The organism is Nocardia sp. NBC_01377 (assembly GCF_045040005.1).
GTDB lineage: Bacteria > Actinomycetota > Actinomycetes > Mycobacteriales > Mycobacteriaceae > Nocardia > Nocardia noduli.
Genome location: NZ_CP109566.1, coordinates 493,771 through 513,620, shown reverse-complemented (window position 1 = coordinate 513,620; position 19,850 = coordinate 493,771). Strand labels below are relative to the sequence as shown.

The 19,850-nt window shown below is 68.1% G+C and carries 18 protein-coding genes; 6 read left to right on the top strand and 12 right to left on the bottom strand.

From position 1 onward, the window contains the following. Positions 1-204 precede the first annotated feature (204 nt). Positions 205-1,647, top strand: a complete 1,443-nt coding sequence (locus tag OG225_RS02260) for an amidase (RefSeq protein ID WP_405183167.1) — start codon at positions 205-207, stop codon at positions 1,645-1,647. A 1-nt stretch (position 1,648) separates the two neighbouring features. Here OG225_RS02260 and era read toward each other — a convergent pair whose 3' ends face one another. The 12 genes from era to hemW all read right to left on the bottom strand — a co-directional run bounded on the left by era (position 1,649) and on the right by hemW (position 13,654). Next, positions 1,649-2,572: a GTPase Era gene (gene era, locus OG225_RS02255; protein WP_405180192.1), complete on the bottom strand. Its 924-nt coding sequence runs from the start codon at positions 2,570-2,572 to the stop codon at positions 1,649-1,651. Next, positions 2,565-2,957, bottom strand: a complete 393-nt coding sequence (locus OG225_RS02250) for a cytidine deaminase (RefSeq protein WP_405180191.1) — start codon at positions 2,955-2,957, stop codon at positions 2,565-2,567. The genes era and OG225_RS02250 overlap by 8 nt, the downstream gene beginning before the upstream one ends. Continuing rightward, on the bottom strand, positions 2,950-4,326 hold the full coding sequence (locus tag OG225_RS02245; RefSeq protein WP_405180190.1) for a hemolysin family protein: 1,377 nt from the start codon (positions 4,324-4,326) through the stop codon (positions 2,950-2,952). The genes OG225_RS02250 and OG225_RS02245 overlap by 8 nt, the downstream gene beginning before the upstream one ends. Further along, entirely contained in the window at positions 4,323-4,877 is a 555-nt protein-coding gene (gene ybeY / locus OG225_RS02240) for an rRNA maturation RNase YbeY (protein WP_405180189.1), read from the bottom strand. Before ybeY ends, OG225_RS02245 begins: the two co-directional genes overlap by 4 nt. A gap of 168 nt (positions 4,878-5,045) precedes the next feature. Then, a complete protein-coding gene (locus OG225_RS02235; RefSeq protein WP_109523970.1) occupies positions 5,046-6,140 on the bottom strand; it encodes a PhoH family protein in 1,095 nt (364 codons plus the stop codon). Positions 6,141-6,629: 489 nt separating this feature from the next. Next, positions 6,630-7,370 carry a 16S rRNA (uracil(1498)-N(3))-methyltransferase gene (locus tag OG225_RS02230; RefSeq protein WP_405180188.1) on the bottom strand — a complete coding sequence of 247 codons (741 nt, stop codon included), beginning with the start codon at positions 7,368-7,370 and terminating at the stop codon, positions 6,630-6,632. Positions 7,371-7,374: 4 nt separating this feature from the next. Continuing rightward, a complete protein-coding gene (dnaJ, locus tag OG225_RS02225; RefSeq protein ID WP_109523765.1) occupies positions 7,375-8,529 on the bottom strand; it encodes a molecular chaperone DnaJ in 1,155 nt (384 codons plus the stop codon). Between the two features lie 240 nt (positions 8,530-8,769). Further along, complete coding sequence (gene hrcA, locus OG225_RS02220; protein WP_109523766.1) at positions 8,770-9,801, bottom strand: heat-inducible transcriptional repressor HrcA; 1,032 nt, start codon at positions 9,799-9,801, stop codon at positions 8,770-8,772. A gap of 225 nt (positions 9,802-10,026) precedes the next feature. Next, entirely contained in the window at positions 10,027-10,848 is an 822-nt protein-coding gene (locus tag OG225_RS02215) for an alpha/beta fold hydrolase (protein WP_405180187.1), read from the bottom strand. 38 nt (positions 10,849-10,886) lie between these two features. Continuing rightward, the gene (locus OG225_RS02210; RefSeq protein WP_405180186.1) at positions 10,887-11,705 is read right to left on the bottom strand and encodes an alpha/beta hydrolase; all 819 of its coding nucleotides are present in this window, start codon (positions 11,703-11,705) and stop codon (positions 10,887-10,889) included. A gap of 358 nt (positions 11,706-12,063) precedes the next feature. Next, positions 12,064-12,273 carry a hypothetical protein gene (locus OG225_RS02205; protein ID WP_109523768.1) on the bottom strand — a complete coding sequence of 70 codons (210 nt, stop codon included), beginning with the start codon at positions 12,271-12,273 and terminating at the stop codon, positions 12,064-12,066. Positions 12,274-12,496: 223 nt separating this feature from the next. Further along, positions 12,497-13,654, bottom strand: coding sequence for a radical SAM family heme chaperone HemW (gene hemW / locus OG225_RS02200; protein WP_405183166.1), 1,158 nt, complete (start codon positions 13,652-13,654; stop codon positions 12,497-12,499). A 537-nt stretch (positions 13,655-14,191) separates the two neighbouring features. On the opposite strand from hemW, the gene OG225_RS02195 reads away from it, so the two are divergent. From OG225_RS02195 to OG225_RS02175, 5 genes are all read left to right on the top strand, one after another. Then, positions 14,192-16,003 carry a nitrite/sulfite reductase gene (locus tag OG225_RS02195; protein ID WP_405180185.1) on the top strand — a complete coding sequence of 604 codons (1,812 nt, stop codon included), beginning with the start codon at positions 14,192-14,194 and terminating at the stop codon, positions 16,001-16,003. A gap of 28 nt (positions 16,004-16,031) precedes the next feature. Then, a complete protein-coding gene (locus OG225_RS02190; RefSeq protein WP_405180184.1) occupies positions 16,032-16,751 on the top strand; it encodes a phosphoadenylyl-sulfate reductase in 720 nt (239 codons plus the stop codon). Further along, the gene (gene cysD, locus OG225_RS02185) at positions 16,730-17,677 is read left to right on the top strand and encodes a sulfate adenylyltransferase subunit CysD (RefSeq protein ID WP_405180183.1); all 948 of its coding nucleotides are present in this window, start codon (positions 16,730-16,732) and stop codon (positions 17,675-17,677) included. The genes OG225_RS02190 and cysD overlap by 22 nt, the downstream gene beginning before the upstream one ends. Position 17,678: 1 nt before the next feature. Next, entirely contained in the window at positions 17,679-19,007 is a 1,329-nt protein-coding gene (locus OG225_RS02180) for a sulfate adenylyltransferase subunit 1 (RefSeq protein ID WP_405180182.1), read from the top strand. 64 nt (positions 19,008-19,071) lie between these two features. Continuing rightward, positions 19,072-19,842, top strand: coding sequence for a sirohydrochlorin chelatase (locus tag OG225_RS02175; RefSeq protein WP_405183165.1), 771 nt, complete (start codon positions 19,072-19,074; stop codon positions 19,840-19,842). Positions 19,843-19,850: the final 8 nt, after the last annotated feature.

Here is a 19,850-nt window from a genome sequence, read left to right as displayed (position 1 = left end):
ATTTTTACATACATACGGAATGTATGTCTATGCTCGCGCAGGTCGTGACCACAACACGGGTTCGACACGTTCCGGATACGGACGGTGCGTTTCCGGCCCGGAACGCGATAACCGATGTGGACGATTGACCAGATGCGCGCTACCGTTCACATCCACAGGCCGAACAAGGGAGATCGGATGACCGCGTCCGAACGTGGGAGGCTCATGGCGGTGCCCGCCCCCACCGACCACCCGGCAACGAGCGCCTTCGCCGCACCGCACCGGGGGCTCGCGCGATTCGCCGCCGACCTGGCCGACGGCACAAGCACCTCGACCGAGGCCGTCACGTCCGCCCTCGACCGCATCGAGGCCAGCCAGCCGACGCTCAACGCCTTCCGCGTCGTCCGGCGCGAGAAGGCGCTGGCCGAAGCCGCCGAAGCCGATCGCCGGATCGCCGCGGGCGAACGCCTTCCCCTGCTCGGCGTGCCGATCGCGGTCAAGGACGACACCGATATCGCGGGCGAGCCGACGGCATTCGGCTGCGGCGGCGAATTCGCGCCCAAGACCGAGGACGCCGAATCGGTGCGCAGACTGCGCGCGGCGGGCGCGGTGATCGTCGGCAAGACCAATACCTGCGAACTCGGCCAACTGCCCTTCACCAGCGGCGCCGCCTTCGGCCACACCCGCAATCCCTGGCACGCCGAACGCACCCCCGGCGGGTCCTCGGGCGGCTCGGCGGCGGCCGTCGCGGCCGGATTGGTCCCTGCCGCACTGGGTTCCGACGGCGCGGGCTCGGTCCGCATCCCTGCGGCGTGGACGAATCTGGTCGGCATCAAACCCCAGCGCGGGCGCATCTCCACCTGGCCGCTGCCCGAGGCGTTCCACGGCCTCACCGTCAACGGACCGCTGGCCCGCACCGTCGCCGACGCCGCGCTACTCCTCGATCTCGCGGCCGGTCCGCACGCGGGCGATCTGCACACCCCCGCGCCGGTCACCGTCTCCGAGGCCGTGGGACGCGATCCCGGCAGCCTGCGGATCGCGCTCTCCCTGCGCATCCCCTTCACCGCCACCAGAACCGCGCTGGACCCGCAGGTCGAAGCCGCGGTCCTGCGCATGGCGACGACGCTGCGCGCGCTCGGCCATTCGGTGACCGTCGCCGACCTGCACTACGGCCTCATGATCGGCGCGTCGTTCCTGCCCCGGTCCATGGCCGGAATCAGCCGGGTCTGCGACACCATGCCCGGCGCGGTGGTCGATCCGCGCACCCGCGCCAACGTCCGCTTGGGGCGGCTGTTGAACGGACCGGCGCTGTTCGCCGCCCGCCAAGCGGAACCGTTGCTGCACAGGCGAATCGGATCGTTCTTCCGCGACTACGACCTGGTGCTCGCGCCGACCACCGCCACGCCGCCGCCCCGCGCGACCGATATCGACGGCATCGGCGTGAACGACACCAACAACCTCATCACCGCCGCGTGTCCCTACACCTGGCCGTGGAACGTGCTCGGCTGGCCGAGTGTGAACATCCCCGCCGGGTTCACCGACGACGGATTGCCCATCGGCGCCCAGCTCATGGGCACCGCGAGTTCGGAACCGCTGTTGGTCTCGCTCGCGGCGCAGGTGGAATCGGAGCTGCACTGGGAACGCCGCCGCCCCGAACCCTGGTGGTGACCTAGAAGCCGAGTTTGCCCAGCTGTTTGGGATCGCGCTGCCAATCCTTGGCGACCTTCACGTGCAGATGCAGGTAGATCCGCACGCCGAGGATATGTTCGATCTGCTGGCGGGCGTTGGTGCCGACCTCCTTGAGCCTGGCACCGCCCTTGCCGATGACGATCGCCTTCTGGCTCGGGCGCTCGACGTAGAGCAGGGCGTGCACGTCGAGCATGTCCTCGTTCTCCTCGCGCGGCAGCACCTCCTCGATGACGACGGCCAGCGAATGCGGGAGTTCGTCGCGCACGCCCTCGAGCGCGGCCTCGCGGATGAGCTCGGCCATGAGGGTTTCCTCCGGCTCGTCGGTCAGCTCGCCGTCGGGGTAGAAGGCGGGACCTTCCGGCATCTTCGAGGCGATGACGTCGACGAGTACCTCGACCTGCTCACCCTTGACCGCCGAGACCGGCACCACGTCGGCGTCGGGACCGAGCAACCGGGACAGCCCGAGCAACTGGGCGGCGATCTCGTCGCGGCTCACCTTGTCGATCTTGGTGACCACGCCGAGCACGGTGGTCTTGGGCGCCATCTGCTTGATCTGCTGCACGATCCACCGATCGCCAGGACCGATCTTCTCGTCGGCCGGGATGCACAGCGCGATGACGTCGACCTCGGAGTAGGTGTCGCGCACCAGATCGTTGAGGCGCTGCCCGAGCAGGGTGCGCGGACGATGCAGGCCCGGGGTGTCGACCAGGATCAACTGCGTGTGGTCGCGGTGCACGATGCCGCGGATGGTGTGCCGCGTGGTCTGCGGACGCGAGGAGGTGATCGCGATCTTCGCACCGACAAGGGCGTTGGTCAGCGTCGACTTGCCGGTATTGGGTCTGCCGACGAAACAGACGAAACCCGAACGGAATTCGGCGGTGTCACCCGCGCGACCGTCAGCCACCCCGCACCTCGGCGGTGACCGCTGTGGCGGCTGTCGAATCGTCGGGCTCTTCGGAGTCGTCGACGATCTCGAAGACCGCGCCGTCGCGATCGGTGAACACGATCCTGGCCGCGGGCGAGACCTCGCGCACCGCACCGACACCGGCGTCGGAGAACCTTCCGCCGACCACCGCGGCCGCTTCGAACCCTTCCGCGCCGCTCGAGATCGCGGCGGCGACCGCGGATTGCAGTGCGGTCAGCCGCAACGCGTCCAGCGTCACCTCGCCCGCCGCGTAGGTGCGGCCGTCGGTATCGCGGATCGCGGCACCGCTCACGCCGCCGGTCCGCGCGAGCGCACCGCGAGCAAGAACCACCAGCTTGTTGTCCTCGGCATCCAATTCAATCATCGGTGTCTCCGTCCTCGTGACGATCGGCCGGGCTCTCCCGATCCGATCCATTGCCCTTCCGCTTGCCGTTCTTCTCGCCCGCCGCGCGCTCGTCCTCCGACTTCTCGCGCACGCGCTGCGGCGCGCGCCGCACGACGACCGTGTGCACCCGCATCCGCCCCCTGGCGTCCGCGGCGCCCTCGCCGCGCAGGACCAGTCCGTACGCGACCACCTTGGAACCGGGCAGCGGCACCCTGCCCAGTTCGTGCGCGAGCAGGCCGCCGACGGTGTCGACGTCCTCGTCCTCGATCTCCAGGCCGTACAGCTCACCCAGATCTTCCACCGACAGCCGCGCCGACACCCGGTAACGGCCCTCACCCAGATCTTCCACCGGCGGGGTCTCGTCGGTGTCGTATTCGTCGGCGATCTCCCCGACGATTTCCTCCAACACATCCTCGATGGTGACCAGACCGGCGATACCGCCGTATTCGTCCACAAGCAGCGCCATGTGATTGCGACGGCGCTGCATCTCGTCGAGCAGATCGTCGAGTGGTTTGGAATCGGGCATGAAGACGGCGGGGCGCATCACCTCGCGCACCCGCACCTTCCTGCTCCGATCCGCGTACGGCACAAGATCTTTCAGGTAGACGACACCCAGGATGTCGTCGACGTTCTCACCGATGACCGGAATACGCGAATGGCCGCTGCGCACCGCGAGCGACATCGCCTGCGACGCCGTCTTGTCCGCTTCGATCCAGACCATCTCGGTGCGCGGCACCATGACCGCGCGCGCGGCGGTGTCGCCGAGTTCGAAGACGGACTGGATCATCCGCCGCTCCTCGTCGGCCACGACGCCGCGCTCACCGGCCATCTCGACGACTTCGCGCAATTCGATCTCCGAAGCGAAGGGCCCGTTGCGAAATCCCTTACCCGGGGTGATCGCGTTACCGATGAGAATGAGCAGACGGCTGATCGGACCGAGCACCATGCCGATGAACTGCAACGGCAGCGCCGCGACGAGGGCAAGGGAATAGGCGTGCTGACGGCCCAGGGTGCGCGGGCCGACCCCGATCACGACGTAATCCACCAGCACCATCACCACGGCGGTGATCAGCAGCGCCCAATTGTCGTTCCAGATCTCGATGAGGGCCGCGGCCAGCAGCACGGTGGCGCTGATCTCGCACAGGATGCGCAGCAGCACCATGAGATTCACGTAGCGTGGACGGTCGGCGACGATGCGGCGCAGACGCACCGCGCCCGACCGCTCGGCGCGCACCATATCGTCGAGGCGGGCCGGGGAGACGGTGTTGAGGGCGGAATCGATGCCGGCGAACAAACCGCCCACCGGGACGAGCAGGCACGCGAGAAGAACGAGGGTCAGTGAACTCACGCCGGGCCCAGAGCGTCACCCGGTGTGGTGAAACCAGCCTTGCCGAGCAGACGGGCGTCGCGTTCGGCGAGTTCGGCGCGGCGATCGGCCTCGCGCAGGCTCTCGTACCACTCCTCGAGCAGCTGGGCCTGCAACGCGAACATCTCCTTCTCCTCCTCGGGCTCGGCATGGTCGTAGCCGAGCAGATGGAGGACGCCGTGCACGGTGAGCAGCGCGAGTTCGTGATCGAGCGAATGCCCGACCTTGCGCGCCTGGGTGGCCGCGAACTCGGGGCACAGCACGATATCGCCGAGCATGGACGGACCCGGTTCGGGGCTGTCGGGCCTGCCGCCCGGTTCGAGCTCGTCCATCGGGAACGACATCACGTCCGTCGGACCCGGCAGGTCCATCCAGCGCATGTGCATATCCGCCATGGTGTCGAGGTCGACGAGCACCATAGACAGTTCCGCCGCCGGGTGCACGTCCAGGCGGGCGATCACGAAACGCGCGACGCTGACCAGGCCTTCTTGGGGTACGTCGATCCCCGACTCGTTGGCGATCTCGATGCTCACCCGCACAGCCTATCGGCCGCCATCGGACCGGGTCCGCCCGCAACCCCGCCACGAACCGCACCGCGTCGAGACCCCCGCGACAACGCCGCTTCCGGCCGTACCGCGCTGGCCGTACAGACGCCGACGGCGCCCGGATGATCCGGACGCCATCGGGTACCGCGTCTTCGATTACCGCCGGTCACCGCGGCCCGCGGCACGACGCTGCGCCCGGTTTCCCGGGTAGTGCTCGCCGACGGCGGGGCGGGTATCGGATTCGAACTTCTCGTAGGCGTCGACGATATCGGAGACCAGCCGGTGCCTGACCACATCGCTGCTGGTGAGCTGGGCGAAATGGATGTCCTCGATACCGGTGAGGATCTCACTCGCCGCCCGCAGCCCGGACCTGGCGCCGGTCGGCAGATCGACCTGGGTGACGTCACCGGTCACCACGATCTTCGAGCCGAAACCGAGGCGGGTCAGGAACATCTTCATCTGCTCGGCCGTGGTGTTCTGCGCCTCGTCGAGAATGATGAAGGAATCATTCAGGGTTCGGCCTCGCATGTATGCCAGGGGCGCGACCTCGATGACACCGGCCGCCATCAGCTTCGGAATGGCCTCCGGATCCATCATGTCGTGCAGCGCGTCGTAGAGCGGGCGCAGGTATGGATCGATCTTCTCGTTGAGCGTGCCGGGCAGGAAGCCCAGCCGCTCTCCCGCCTCCACGGCGGGACGGGTCAGGATGATCCGGTTGACCTGTTTGGTCTGCAATGCCTGCACGGCCTTGGCCATGCCGAGGTAGGTCTTGCCGGTGCCCGCCGGACCGATGCCGAACACGATGGTGTTGGTGTCGATGGCATCGACGTAGCGTTTCTGGTTCAGCGTCTTGGGCCGGATAGTCTTGCCGCGCCGGGACAGGATGTCCAGGCTCAGCACCTCCGCCGGGGATTCGGAGGTTCCGTCGGTCAGCATCGACACCGTATGCCGCACCGCTTCCGGCGTCACCACCCGATTGCGGCCGGTCAGCGCGACGAGCTGCTCGATCACCCGCTCGGCCAGCGCCACGTCGGCGGCCTTGCCGGTCAGGGTGACGGAATTGCCGCGCACATGGATGTCCGCGTCGAGCAACTGCTCGAGTTCACGGAGATTCTGGTCCGCCGAACCGAGGAACGGGAACACGGATTCGGGAGCGAGTTCGATACTGGAACGCACGGTTCGCGCTGCGGGGCCCGAGCCCCCACTGTCGCCTGCACCGGTGCCTGCTGCGGGTGTGGTCGGGTCGCCGATCTCGCCTTGTGTTCTCAAAAGTGGCTATAGCCTGCTTCCTGTCTCGATCCTTCGTTGCCCAAAGTTTAACGCGCCCCACCGACACAACACAGTGAATAATCGGGTATGAGCAGCACAGGACGGGCACCCGGGCGCACACGGACGGGTTCCCGTACTCTCGACGCCGAGATTCGATCGTGAGGCTTGGCGTGCTCGTACCCTGGGACATTCGGCGCACCGTTCGGTTTCTCGCCGTGGTGCACATCCCCTGCCATCGCTGTCGCCGCGCCGCCGAACACGGACTTCGGCAGTTGGTCACCGGATTCGGCGTGAACGGGAAGTCGTGGGGTGAGATCCACACCAGAAGCGCGCTGGAATGCCGCTCCTGCGGCGCCATATCGGAGATTCCGCGGGAGTACTTCCGCCAGTTGCTCAGACGCGCGGCGGCGGCGCGGACCGCGCCGTGGGTGACGGTGACGCCCTCCCGCCGGTATCCGAACGCTCGGGGGTCTACCAGCGGGTGGTGAGCGCGCCCAACGCGCCAAGCGCCACGGCCCCGGCGGTGGAGGTACGCAGCACCGTCGGCCCCAGCAGAACCGGGGCGGCCCCGGCCTCGGTGAGCGCCGCGATCTCGGAATCGTCCAGACCGCCTTCCGGGCCGACGACGAGGATGACCTCGCTCGCCCCGGCGAACGGTAGTTCGGTGAACTTGCCCGCCCCCGATTCGTGCAGCGCGGCCACGATCGCGCCACCGGATACGGCGGTGCGGACCAGATCGACGATCTCGCGGGTCCGATGCAGATCCGCCACCTCGGGAATGTAGGGGCGACGGGACTGGCGCGCCGCCGAACGCGCGGCCGCACGCCATTTCTCCACCGCCTTGGCGGCTTTGCCCTCCCAGTTGGCGATGCAGCGGGCGGCCTGCCACGGCACGACGGTGTCGACGCCCGCCTCGGTCATCAATTCGACGGCCAGTTCCGAGCGATCCGATTTGGGTACCGCCTGGATCACCGTGACGGCGGGCGTCACCCGTTGCGCGACAGTGCGATTCAGGATCCGCAGATCGAGCCGGTCGCGCTGGGTCGCGACGACCTCGGATTCGGCGAGCAGTCCGCGTCCGTCCGACAGCGTGATCGGCTCACCCACCCGGATGCGGCGCACGGTGGCGGCGTGACGGCCTTCCTGACCGTCGAGGACCGCCACCGCGCCCGTTTCCGGGATGTCGTCCAGATAGAAGACCGTGGCGGCCAACGGGTCAGCGTCCGCTGAACGAGGCGCGCAGCCGGGCGAACAGTCCGCTGTTGTGTTCGGACTGCGCCGTCATGACCTCGGCGCGGTCGCGCTCGCGCATGCCCTTGTACTTGCGCAGCAGATCGGACTGTTTGCCGTCGAGTTTGCTCGGCACCACGATGTCGAGGTGCGCGAGCAGATCGCCGCGCGCGCCCGAACGCAGGCGCGGCATGCCGTGGCCGCGCAACACCGAGATCTCGTTGGGCTGGGTACCCGGCTGGATGGTGAGTTCGGTCGGGCCGTCGAGGATGGTGTCGATGACCACGGTGGTGCCGAGCGCGGCGTCCACCATCGGGACCCGGATCGTGCAGTGCAGGTCGTCGCCGTCGCGCACGAACACGTCGTGCGGTTGCTCGACGATCTCCACGTAGAGGTCACCCGCGTGACCGCCGCCGGGACCGACCTCGCCCTGGGCGGCCAGGCGAACCCGCATCCCGCTGGCGACACCGGCCGGAATCGGCGCGGCGATCTCCCTGCGCGCGCGCACCCGACCGTCACCACCGCATTTATGGCAGGGATCCGGGATGGTCTCACCGGCGCCGCGGCAGGTGGGGCACGGACGCGCCGTCATCACCTGACCGAGGAAGGAACGCTGCACCGACTGGACTTCGCCTGCGCCACCGCAGGTTTCGCAGCGCACCGGCTTGGAGTTGCCGTTGGTGCCCGCACCGGTGCAGACGTCGCAGAGGATCGCGGTGTCGACGGTCAGGTGTTTGGTGACGCCGACCGCGCATTCGGCGAGGCTGAGCCTGGTCCGCAACAGCGAATCGGCGCCCGCCTGCACCCGGCCGCGCGGTTTGCGCTGGCCGCCGGAGGTGTTCATCCCCCCGAAGAAGGCTTCGAAGACGTCGCCGAGACCACCGAAACCCGCACCGGAGAATCCGCCCGCGCCACCGCCGCCGGATTCCAGCGGATCACCGCCCAGGTCGACGATGCGCCGCTTCTCCGGGTCCGTCAGCACCTCGTAGGCGGTCGACACCTCCCTGAACTTGGCCTGCGCCGCCTCGTCGGGGTTGACGTCGGGATGCAGTTCACGCGCCAGCTTGCGGTAGGCGCGCTTGAGTTCCTGGTCGGTCGCGTTCTTGGCGACGCCGAGCAGTCCGTAGTAATCCCGTGCCACGTGAGTCTCTTAGTCCTTGGTCGCTCTCCACCGCCGACCTGCCGGCCGGGCGTGGGCTCATCCTTGTCTGCTCCGTTCCGACCGGATACACACGGCGGCACGAACACACACCACCGCCGTCGGCATTAGTCGGATGCACTCAACTTTATCCGGCCGGAAGTTCGAGAGTAACAGCGCCTTCGATCGACACTGTCCGGCCGTGCCCAGCGCTACCTTCACGCTACCTCGGCGGCGCCGAGATCAGCGTTCGGCCAGCACCTCGCCGATGTAGCGTGCCACGGCCGCCACCGAGGCGATCGTGCCGGGGTAGTCCATCCGCGTCGGGCCGAGTACGCCCATACCGCCGAGAATCGCGCCGGAAACGCCGTAGCCGGTCGAGACCACGGAGGTGCCGCGCATCTGCTCGACCTGGGTCTCCTCGCCGATGCGGACGGTCACCGTTCCCGGTTGCTGGGCCGCTGCCAGCAACTTGAGCACGACGACCTGTTCCTCCAACGCCTCCAGCACGTGGCGCAGCGATCCGGGAAGGCCGAAATCGGCAGCGTTGCGCGTCAGATTGGCGGTGCCGCCGAGCACGAGACGCTCCTCCGGATGTTCGACCAGGGTCTCCACCAGCACCGTCGACACTCGGATCAGTACGTCGCGCAGGGTGCGCGGGGCGTGTTCGGGAAGTTCGGCGACCGCCGCCGACGCGGCCGCGAGCCGCTTTCCGTCCATCGCGCCGCCGAGCATGCCGCGCAGCACCGCGAGATCCTCGTCGTCGATGAGCGCGCCGAGTTCGACGAGTCGCTGGTCGACGCGGCCGGTGTCGGTGATGACCACCAGCAGCAGGCGTGCCGGATTCAGCGCGACGACCTCGATGTGGCGGACCGTCGACGCGGAGGCGGTCGGATACTGCACGACGGCCACCTGCCTGGTCAGCTGCGCGAGCAGCCGCACGCCACGGCGCAGCACGTCGTCGAGGTCGACGCCCGATTCCAGGAATTCCATGATCGCCCGGCGCTCGGGACCCGAGAGGGGTTTGACCTCGGAGATCCGGTCGACGAACTGGCGATAGCCCTTGTCGGTGGGAATACGCCCCGAACTGGTGTGCGGCTGGGTGATGTAGCCCTCCGCTTCCAGCACCGCCATATCATTGCGGATGGTCGCGCTGGAGACGCCGAGATTGTGGCGGTCGACCAGGGTTTTCGACCCGATGGGCTCCTTCGTCGCCACGTAATCCGCGACGATCGCGCGTAGGACCTCGAAGCGCCGGTCCTCGGTGCTCGACATCGGGCCTACCTCCTCGCTCATCGGTGCGTCGCAGAGAAATCGACGCGCCCGGGCGGGGATTCTCGTCCGCCGATGCCCGGTTCCGTCTGAGTATCCAGTCTAGTTGCCCTTACACCAATAGCCCGATCATCGCGCGTGGGCACCTCCGGCTCCGGAGACCCGCTGCCGGGTGATCGATCGCCTCGATCACCCGGCAGCGGACCCCGGTTCTCGACTACCCGTGGCTCAGTTGCCCACGGCCAGTTCGACCACCGCGGCGACCTCGGCCGGTCGCGACACCAGGGACGCGTGCGAGGCGTCGATCTGGCCGGTGGTTGCGCCCATGCGATCGGCCATGAAGCGCTGCGAGGACGGCGGGATCACCCGGTCGCCCGCCGAGACCAGATACCAGCTCGGCGTATCCGCCCAGGACGGTGCGACGGAGGGCTCCAGATTCGCCGCGATCGCGATCGAACGCTGGTGGGCGATCATGTCGGCGGCGGTGGCGTCGCTGACGTCCTGCGCGAAGACGTCGTGGAACCGGTCCGGCGCGACGTAGCCGTCCAGGTTCTTACCCGCGATGCCCTGCGGATCGTCGACCACCGCCACTTGCAGCGCGGGCGGCAACAGCTGGCTGCCGGGGAACCGGAACGGATCGAGCGCCAGCTGGGCGACCTCACCCCGGACCGGGGCGAACGCCGCGATGTAGACCAGGGATTCGACATCGGGATCGTGGATCTGGGTGATGACGAATCCGCCGTAGGAGTGACCGACCAACACGATGGGCCCGGAGACGGTGTCGAGCGTCCGCTGTACGGCCGCCGCGTCGTAGGCGGGGCCGCGCAACGGATTCTCCGGGGTGAGGACGGTGTAACCGTCGGAGCGCAGCTGCGCCGCCACACCGTCCCAGCTCGTGGTGTCGGCGAAGGCGCCGTGCACGAGGACGATGGTCGGCTGCGGCGACGCCTGCGCGGGGGCGGCGGCGGCGAGCGCCGCGGTCAGCGACAGTGCGAGCGCGGCGAGGGTACCGCGTAGCGCTGACCCGAATTTCGTGGCGACGGTCGGCATAACAGAACTCCTCGGGTGAGTGTGTCGTGCGACGGGTGTCAGCTGCCGGGCGGGACGTCCGGCAGGTTCTTCTCCAGGAATTGCAGTGCGGTATCGGCCAATTCACGCCAGCCGTGATCCGCGGACATGGAGTGGCACCGATCGGGCAGTACGACCAGTTCGGTGACGCCGGGATTGCGACTCTGGAGTTTGTGCGCGGCGCGGACGGTGGCCACGGGCACCGTGCGATCCAGTCCACCCGCGAACATCAGCAGCGGACCGCGTTCGGCGGCGGTGTCGACCTGTGCCTCGCTGCCCGGGACGAAATTCGCCACCGCCGCCTGGAACAGCGGTTTCGCGGGTGCGGGGATCGCGTAGTCGGCGAAGAGCTGATCCGATTCCTCACGCGGTACCCCGTTGGCGAACGAACGGTGATAACTGTCCGCGCTGTGCGCCCAGGTCTTGCCGCGCAACCAGGGTTTGCCGAGCACGGGTAGCGCGCTGCGTAGTTGGGCGGGCGGCAGCGCGAGCACGCCTTTGAACTGCGCGGGCGCGATGGCGACGCAGGCGGCGGCCGATCCGGCGGCGAGCAGTTGCTGCGCGATCAGCCCGCCGAAGGAATGTCCGATCACCACCGGCGGTGTCGGCAGCGCGGCGATGAGTTCGGTGTAGTGCGCGGTGACCTCGGCGACGCCGCGATTGTTCAGCTCGTCCGGGTTCGCCCTTGTCGCCTCCGGCGTCGGTCCGTCACCGGGCCATCCGGGCGCCTGTGCGCGATATCCCGACGCGCTGAACAGTTCGACCCACGGGTCCCAGCTACTGCTGTGCATCCACAATCCGTGGATGAAGACGACCGGACGTACTCCTGACACGGACACGAAATCTCCTCGAGCTGAACTCGACCGACAATCGGACGTCGATCGAGCATAAGTCGCAGGGGGAAACGGCGTTGACTGTGCGAGACGGCTGTGACCGGAGGTACACCATCGGGAGTGACGACGTGCGGATATGTTTCGAAACGAAAATGTTCGCGTGGTCCGGCGCATTCCGAGCATTCCGCCGTGTAGGCGGGTCGGAGGTCCTGCGGGACCTTCGCGCGGCCGCTCCGAACACAAGTCGGGTCACCGCCGCGTCGCCCGGGCACAGGGAGCCTACCGGGCCTCGGGTGGCACTCCGAGGAATGTCACACCGCGCCGAACCGGAATATCCCGTGTGCCCGAACGCCTGTCGTGAGGACTAGCGCATGCTCTTGGCGTGCTTGCCCGCGAGCGCGTCGAGACCGAGCATCGCCAGCAGCGACTGGCAGTCGTCGGCGTTCTCGGAATGGCTGGCGACGGTCCTGGCGGCGATCGCACTCTGACGGGCGGTTTCCGCCTTCTCCGCGGCCCGCGCCTCGGCGAACTCGTTCTGCTCGTGGATCAGGGACATGTGACGTGCCGGTGGCATAGGACTCCTCGGGGTTGTTCGGAGCCTATACGGGTTCACCGGTACCGCATAGTGGCGCACGCCCAGAGTCGCGCACGTCGACTGCGGATATGTCACCACGCCGCGCGGTGTCCACCGGCTCCTCGCTCCCCGTTTCGAGGCTTCGCACGTCGGCGGGAACGTTACAACGTCCGGCCGGATCCGTCACGGCGACGGCTGCCACGAGCGCGGGGAGACGGGCCGGTCAGACGAGGAGGTCTCGCACGACGCCGTCGGCGAGAAGCCTGCCCGCGTCGGTGAGGATCAGGTGGGTTCCGGTGCGGCGGGCCAGGCCGTCGCGTTCGGCCCGGTCGACGGCGGGGGCGGCCTCGGGGGCGAGGTCGGCCAGTGGGAGGCCGGTGCGCAGGCGCAGGGTGAGCATGACGCGTTCGGTGTAGCGCTCGTCCTCGGTGAGGGTTTCCCAGCCCGCCGCGGGCAGGTCGCCGGTGGCCACCCGGTCGACGTAGCGGGCCGGATGTTTGACGTTCCACCACCGCACACCGCCGACGTGGCTGTGCGCGCCCGGCCCCGCGCCGAGCCAGTCGCCGCCGTCCCAATAGCCGAGGTTGTGCCTGCACCGGGCCGAATCGCCCGCCGCCCAGTTCGACACCTCGTACCAGGTGAGCCCGGCCGCGGACAGTCGCGCGTCGATGCGTTCGTAGCGGGCGGCGAGGACGTCCTCGTCGGGCGCGGGCAGTTCGCCCCGGCGCACCCGGCGGGCCAGGGCGGTGCCGTCCTCGACGATGAGCGAATACGCGGAGACGTGGTCGACGCCCGCGGCGAGGACGGCGTCGAGGCTGGCGTCCAGATCGGCGTCGGACTCACCGGGGGTGCCGTAGATCAGATCCAGGTTGACGTGGTCGAACCCCGCCGCACGCGCCTCTTTCGCCGCCGCGACCGCGCGGCCGGGGGTGTGGGTCCGATCGAGTACCGACAGCACGTGCTGGGCCGCCGACTGCATGCCGAGGGAGACGCGGGTGTATCCGGCCGCGCGGATCCGGTCGAAGAAGGCGGGTGCGGTGGATTCCGGATTCGATTCGGTGGTCACCTCCGCGCCCGGGGCGAGGGTGAAATTCGCGCGGACGGCGTCGAGTACCGAGGCGAGACCGTAGCCACCGAGCAGCGACGGGGTGCCGCCGCCGACGAAGACCGTCTCGACCGGCGGCGTCGCGCTCGGCAGGTCGCCGAACCGGGCAGCGGCCGTCGCGAGTTCGCCACGCAGACCTTCCAGCCACGACTGCGGCGAGGCCGACGTGCCCAATTCGCCCGCGGTGTAGGTGTTGAAATCGCAGTATCCGCAGCGCGTGGCGCAGAACGGCACGTGGATGTATATCCCGAACGGTCCGCCGCCGAAATCACGCAGCGCCGGGGTCGTCGGCTCGGCGTTCGTCGATGTCGCGGCGGGTGAACTCACCCCTCCAGTGTGACTGTCCCGGCGCGGGCCGCTGTTTCCGGGCGGACGTGCTGGACCGCCCGTGTGACGAAGGCGATACACCGACCGAAATCACGCCACACATCGCTTATCGGACATAACGGATGCATCACCACCCGGGTTCAGGCAAGCAACTATGACAGCCGTCACAAATAGACCCGGCGGTACAGGGCATTTCCCCCACTTTCGCGGGAAATACTGGCAGGGCGGTCGGATCGGGCGTTCGTACATGGCACAATGGGCCCCATGCGCGGATCAGGAGTACGGCTTGTGGCACGACGCCACGTCGACTTCAAGCGCGTCTGCAGTGCCAGTTGTCAGTCCGGTTGTCACCGGTAACTCAGCGGCGCGCATTCCCGGGTTTGCCCGGAATTCTCCGATATCGCATCGGTCCGCTGACACCGCGGGAGCGAGTCAGCCCCTCGCCCCTTCAGCACGGATGTACCAACACCAGCAGGAGCGACCCCCATGACGTCGAGTACCGACGCCGGTCCCAGCGATCAGTCCACGCCCGAATCCGGGCCGGGACAGCGCGCGCGTCCGGAACGTCCCGCCTCGGAGCGGCGCGTACGACCCGACCGTCCACGACGCGAGACCCCCGCGGGCCCGCGCGAGCGCACCGGGAAGCCGGTCCGCCGCCGAGCCGAGGGCCAGTGGGCGCTGGGCTATCGCGAACCGCTGAATCCGAACGAACAGTCCAAGAAGGACGACAACCCGCTCAACGTGCGGGCCCGCATCGAGAACATCTACTCGAAACAGGGTTTCGACAGTATCGACAAGGGCGATCTGCGCGGCCGCTTCCGCTGGTGGGGTCTCTACACCCAGCGTGAACAGGGTTACGACGGCACCTTCACCGGCGACGAGAACATCGACCTGCTCGAAGCCAAATACTTCATGATGCGCATCCGCTGCGACGCGGGCGCGCTCAGCGTCGAGCAGTTGCGCACCCTCGGCGGCATCTCCACCGAATTCGCCCGCGACACCGCCGACCTCTCCGACCGCGAGAACGTCCAGTACCACTGGATCGAGGTCGAGAACGTCCCGGAGATCTGGCGGCGCATCGAGGCCGTCGGCCTACAGACCACCGAAGCCTGCGGCGACTGCCCGCGCGTGGTGCTCGGATCCCCGCTCGCGGGCGAATCGCTGAACGAGATCATCGACCCGACGCCCGCGATCGATGAGATCGTGCGGCGCTACATCGGCAAGAAGGAATACTCCAACCTGCCGCGCAAGTTCAAGACCGCGATCTCGGGCCAGCAGGACGTGGTGCACGAGATCAACGACATCGCCTTCGTCGGTGTGGAACACCCCGAACACGGACCGGGCCTCGACCTGTGGGTCGGCGGCGGCCTGTCCACCAACCCGATGCTCGCGCAGCGGGTCGGCGCCTGGGTTCCGCTCGACGAGGTCGCCGATGTGTGGGAGGCGGTCGTCTCGCTCTACCGCGACTACGGCTACCGCAGACTGCGCACCAAGGCCCGCCTGAAGTTCCTGATCAAGGACTGGGGTATCGAGAAGTTCCGCGAGGTGCTGGAAGAGAAGTACCTGAAGCGCAAGCTGATCGACGGTCCCGCGCCCGAGCAGCCGTCCAAGCCGATCGACCACATCGGCGTCCAGAGGCTGCGCAACGGTCTCAACGCCGTGGGCTTCTCCCCCATCGCGGGCCGGGTCTCCGGCACCGTGCTGACGAAGGTGGCCGACGCCGTCGAGCGGATCGGCTCCGATCGCGTCCGGTTCACCCCGTACCAGAAGCTGATCGTGCTCGACGTGCCCGACGAGGCCGTCGACTCGTTGATCGCCGAACTGGAACCGCTCGGCCTACAGGGACGTCCGTCGATGTGGCGGCGAAATCTGCTGGCGTGCAGCGGTATCGAATTCTGCAAGCTGTCGTTCGTGGAGACACGGAAGCGTTCGCAGGTGCTCGCGCCCGAACTCGAGCAGCGACTGGCCGATATCAACGCCGGCCTCGACGTGCCGATCACGGTGAACATCAACGGTTGCCCCAACTCGTGCGGGCGCTCCCAGATCGCCGATATCGGGTTCAAGGGACAGCTGGTCGACGACGGCGACGGGAATCAAGTCGAGGGTTTCCAGGTTCATCTCGGCGGCAGCCTCGGACTCGACAGCGCCTTCGGGCGCAAACTGCGTCAGCACAAGGTGACCAGCGTCGAACTCGGCGACTACATCGATCGCGTGGTGCGCAATTTCGTCAAGCATCGCGAAGAGGGTGAGCGGTTCGCCCAGTGGGCCGTTCGCGCCGACGAGGCCGACCTGCGGTGAGCACGGCCGGTGTGACGGGAGATCAATTGTGACAACGAAACTCGCGCAGAAACTGTCCGAGGACGAATTGCGGGGCATCGCCGAGAGCGGAGCGGCCGAACTCGGGTCGGACGCGTCGGCGGTGGACCTGCTGCGCTGGACCGAACAGACCTTCGGCACCAGCTACATCGTCGCCTCGAATATGCAGGACGGGGTGCTGGTGCACCTGGCCGCCGAGATTCGCTCCGGCGTCGACGTGCTGTTCCTCGACACCGGCTACCACTTCGCCGAGACGATGGGCACCCGTGACGCGGTGGAAGCCGTGTACGGGGTGAACGTGGTGAACGTGACGCCGGAAGCCACGGTGGCCGAACAGGATCGACTGCTCGGTAAAGATCTCTTCGCCCGCGACGCCGCCGAATGCTGCCGCCTGCGCAAGGTGGTTCCGCTGAAGAATTCGCTCAGCGGTTACAACGCCTGGGTGACCGGGATCCGCCGGGTGGAGGCCCCCACCAGGGCCAACGCCCCGCTGATCTCCTTCGACGAAGGCTTCGGGCTGGTGAAGATCAATCCGATCGCACCGTGGTCCGACGACGAGATGCAGTCCTATATCGAACAGCACGGCATTCTCGTCAATCCCCTGGTGGAAGAGGGATATCCGTCCATCGGCTGCGCTCCGTGCACACGGAAGCCGGAGCCGGGATCCGATCCGCGAAGCGGCCGCTGGGCCGGCCTCGCCAAGACCGAATGCGGGTTGCACCAATCATGACCGGAACCATCAGCGAACGTTCACTCGGCATCAGCGAATTCGACACGCTGGCCGCTCTCGAATCCGAGTCCATCCACGTGTTCCGCGAGGTGGCCGGTGAATTCGAGCGGCCGGTGATCCTGTTCTCCGGCGGCAAGGATTCCACGGTGCTGCTGCACCTGGCCCTCAAGGCCTTCTGGCCCGCGCCGCTGCCCTTCGCCCTGCTGCACGTCGACACCGGTCACAACCTGCCCGAGGTGCTGGAATTCCGGGATCGGATCGTCGAGAAGTACGGCCTGCGACTGCATGTCGCCAAGGTCGAGGACTATCTCGCCGACGGGCGTCTCACCGAACGGCCCGACGGTATCCGCAACCCGTTGCAGACCGTTCCGCTGCTCGACGCGATCACCGAGAACCGTTTCGACGCGGTCTTCGGCGGCGGCCGTCGCGACGAGGAGCGCTCCCGCGCCAAGGAGCGGATCTTCTCGCTGCGCAACGCCTTCGGCCAGTGGGATCCCAAGCGTCAGCGTCCCGAGCTGTGGAATCTGTACAACGGCAGGCACGCGCCCGGCGAGCACGTGCGGGTCTTCCCGCTGAGCAACTGGACCGAACTCGACATCTGGCGCTACATCGCCCGCGAGGATGTCGACCTGGCCAGCATCTACTACACCCACGAGCGTCCGGTCTACCAGCGCGACGGCATGTGGATGACCCCCGGCGTCTGGGGCGGTCCCCGCGACGGTGAGGCGCTCGAGACCCGTTCGGTGCGTTACCGCACCGTCGGCGACGGATCCTCCACCGGAGCCATCCTTTCCGACGCGGGCGACAACGAGGCGATTCTCGCCGAGGTGGCCGCGTCCCGACTGACCGAGCGCGGCGCGACCCGTGGTGACGACCGGGTCTCCGAGGCCGCGATGGAAGACCGTAAGCGAGAGGGTTATTTCTGAGATGTCCGACCTATTGAGACTGGCCACCGCCGGTTCTGTCGACGACGGTAAGTCCACCCTGGTCGGACGGCTGCTCTACGACACGAAATCCGTACTCGCCGACCAGATCGACGCCGTCACCCGCGCGTCGGTGGACAAGGGTCTGGCGACCCCGGATCTCTCGTTGCTCGTCGACGGCCTGCGCGCGGAGCGGGAACAGGGCATCACCATCGATGTCGCCTACCGCTACTTCGCCACCCCCGCACGGTCTTTCGTGCTCGCGGACACCCCCGGGCATGTGCAGTACACCCGCAACACCGTCTCCGGAGCCTCCACCGCGCAATTGGTGATCCTGCTCGTCGACGCCCGCAAGGGTGTCATCGAGCAGACCCGCCGTCACGCGGCGGTGCTCGCACTGCTCGGCGTGCCCAAACTGGTTCTCGCCGTGAACAAGATCGACCTGGTCGGTCAGGACGAGCCGACCGACGAGGCCCGCACCGCGGCGCAGGCGGCCGTGTTCACCGCGATCTCCGCCGAATTCAACACCCTCACCACCGCGCTCGGCTGGACCGCCGAGGACGTACTGGAGATCCCGGTGTCGGCGCTGCACGGTGACAATGTCGCCTCGCGCTCGACCAACACCCCGTACTACGACGGCCCCTCGCTGATCGAACACCTGGAGTCGGTCCCGGTCGACGCCGACAGCACCGGCGCGCATTCCATCGGGCTGCGTTTCCCGGTGCAGTACGTCATCCGGCCGCGCACCGCGGAATACCCGGACTACCGCGGCTACGCCGGGCAGATCGCCGCCGGGTCGGTATCCCCCGGCGACGAGGTCGTCGTACTGCCCTCCGGTATCCGCACCACGGTCGCCCGCATCGACACCCCCGACGGCGAACTCGCGGTGGCCCAGCCGGGCCGCAGCGTGACGCTGATCCTGACCGACGATGTCGATATCTCGCGCGGCGACGTCATCGCCTCGGTCGCCGACGCTCCCGAACCCATCGACACCTTCGACGCCACCGTCTGCTGGCTCGGCGACAAACCGTTGCGCGCGGGCGCCCGACTGCTGCTCAAGCACGGCACCCGGACCACCCAGGTCATCGTCGGCACGCTGGTCGAACGGTTCGACGAACAGCGCCTGGCCGCCGAGCCGAGCCCGGAATCGTTGGCACTCAACGATATCGGCCTGATCTCGATCCGCGTCGCCGAGCCGATCGCGGCCGACGACTACCGAGTCAACCGCCATACCGGCAGCTTCCTGCTCATCGATCCGGCCGGCGGCAACACCCTCGGCGCCGGACTCGTCGGTGACGTGCTCAGCGCTGTCGAGGTCGGCGCCGGGGTCTGAGGTGCTCACCTCGATCGGCATCGTCACACCGGGCGCGCGAGCGTTCGGCGACGCCGCCGGGGTGGTGCGTGATGCGGCGATCCCCCGGTCGGCGCGTACCGACCGGCCCGCCCTGATCGCGGTGGCGCACGGCAGCCGTGACCCGAGATCCGCGGCGACGATGGCGGCCGTGGTCGCCGATATCGCCTCGGTTCGACCCGACATCGATGTCCGCCTCGCCTTCCTCGATCTGAGCGCGCCCTCGGTCGACCGGGTCGTCGACGCCGTTGCCGCACAGGGACATACGCACGCCGTGGTCGCCCCGCTGCTGCTGGGCAGCGCGTTCCACGCCCGAATCGACCTGCCCGCGCTGCTGGACGCGGCGCGAGCGCGGCATCCGCGGTTGCGCCTCACCCAGGCCGACGTCCTCGGACCGGACCCGCGCCTGGTCGACGCGCTACGAGATCGGGTGCGGCAGAGGCTGGATCCCGAGACTCGTCCCCGCCGTGTCGGTGTCGCGGTCGCGGCCGTCGGCTCCTCGAACGCGGCCGCCAACACGCGTACCGCCGATGTCGCACGCCGTCTGGCCGCCGACACCGGCTGGTTCACCGAAATCTGCTACGCCACCACCGAACCCACGCTCGGCGAGGCCGCCGCACGCCTGCGGGCGCGCGGCGCGGACCGGGTGCTCGTCGCCCCGTGGTTTCTCGCCCCCGGCCTGCTGACCGACCGATTGGCTTGCGCGGCAACCGATCTCGTGCACGCCGACGTCATCGGGGCGCACCCCGCGCTCATCGACATCGCCTGGGACCGCTACGACGTCGCACGGGTGGACGCCATGGCACTCACCGCCTGATCCGTCCG

What these genes read in the sequence shown, in the direction of transcription:
- OG225_RS02250 (WP_405180191.1), bottom strand. Translation starts at nt 2,957, where the DNA reads ATGATTGAATTGGATGCCGAGGACAACAAGCTGGTGGTTCTTGCTCGC.
- OG225_RS02180 (WP_405180182.1), top strand. Translation starts at nt 17,679, where the DNA reads ATGTCCGACCTATTGAGACTGGCCACCGCCGGTTCTGTCGACGACGGT.
- OG225_RS02215 (WP_405180187.1), bottom strand. Translation starts at nt 10,848, where the DNA reads ATGCCGACCGTCGCCACGAAATTCGGGTCAGCGCTACGCGGTACCCTC.
- hrcA (WP_109523766.1), bottom strand. Translation starts at nt 9,801, where the DNA reads ATGTCGAGCACCGAGGACCGGCGCTTCGAGGTCCTACGCGCGATCGTC.
- OG225_RS02195 (WP_405180185.1), top strand. Translation starts at nt 14,192, where the DNA reads ATGACGTCGAGTACCGACGCCGGTCCCAGCGATCAGTCCACGCCCGAA.
- OG225_RS02205 (WP_109523768.1), bottom strand. Translation starts at nt 12,273, where the DNA reads ATGCCACCGGCACGTCACATGTCCCTGATCCACGAGCAGAACGAGTTC.
- cysD (WP_405180183.1), top strand. Translation starts at nt 16,730, where the DNA reads ATGCGGGTTGCACCAATCATGACCGGAACCATCAGCGAACGTTCACTC.
- OG225_RS02260 (WP_405183167.1), top strand. Translation starts at nt 205, where the DNA reads ATGGCGGTGCCCGCCCCCACCGACCACCCGGCAACGAGCGCCTTCGCC.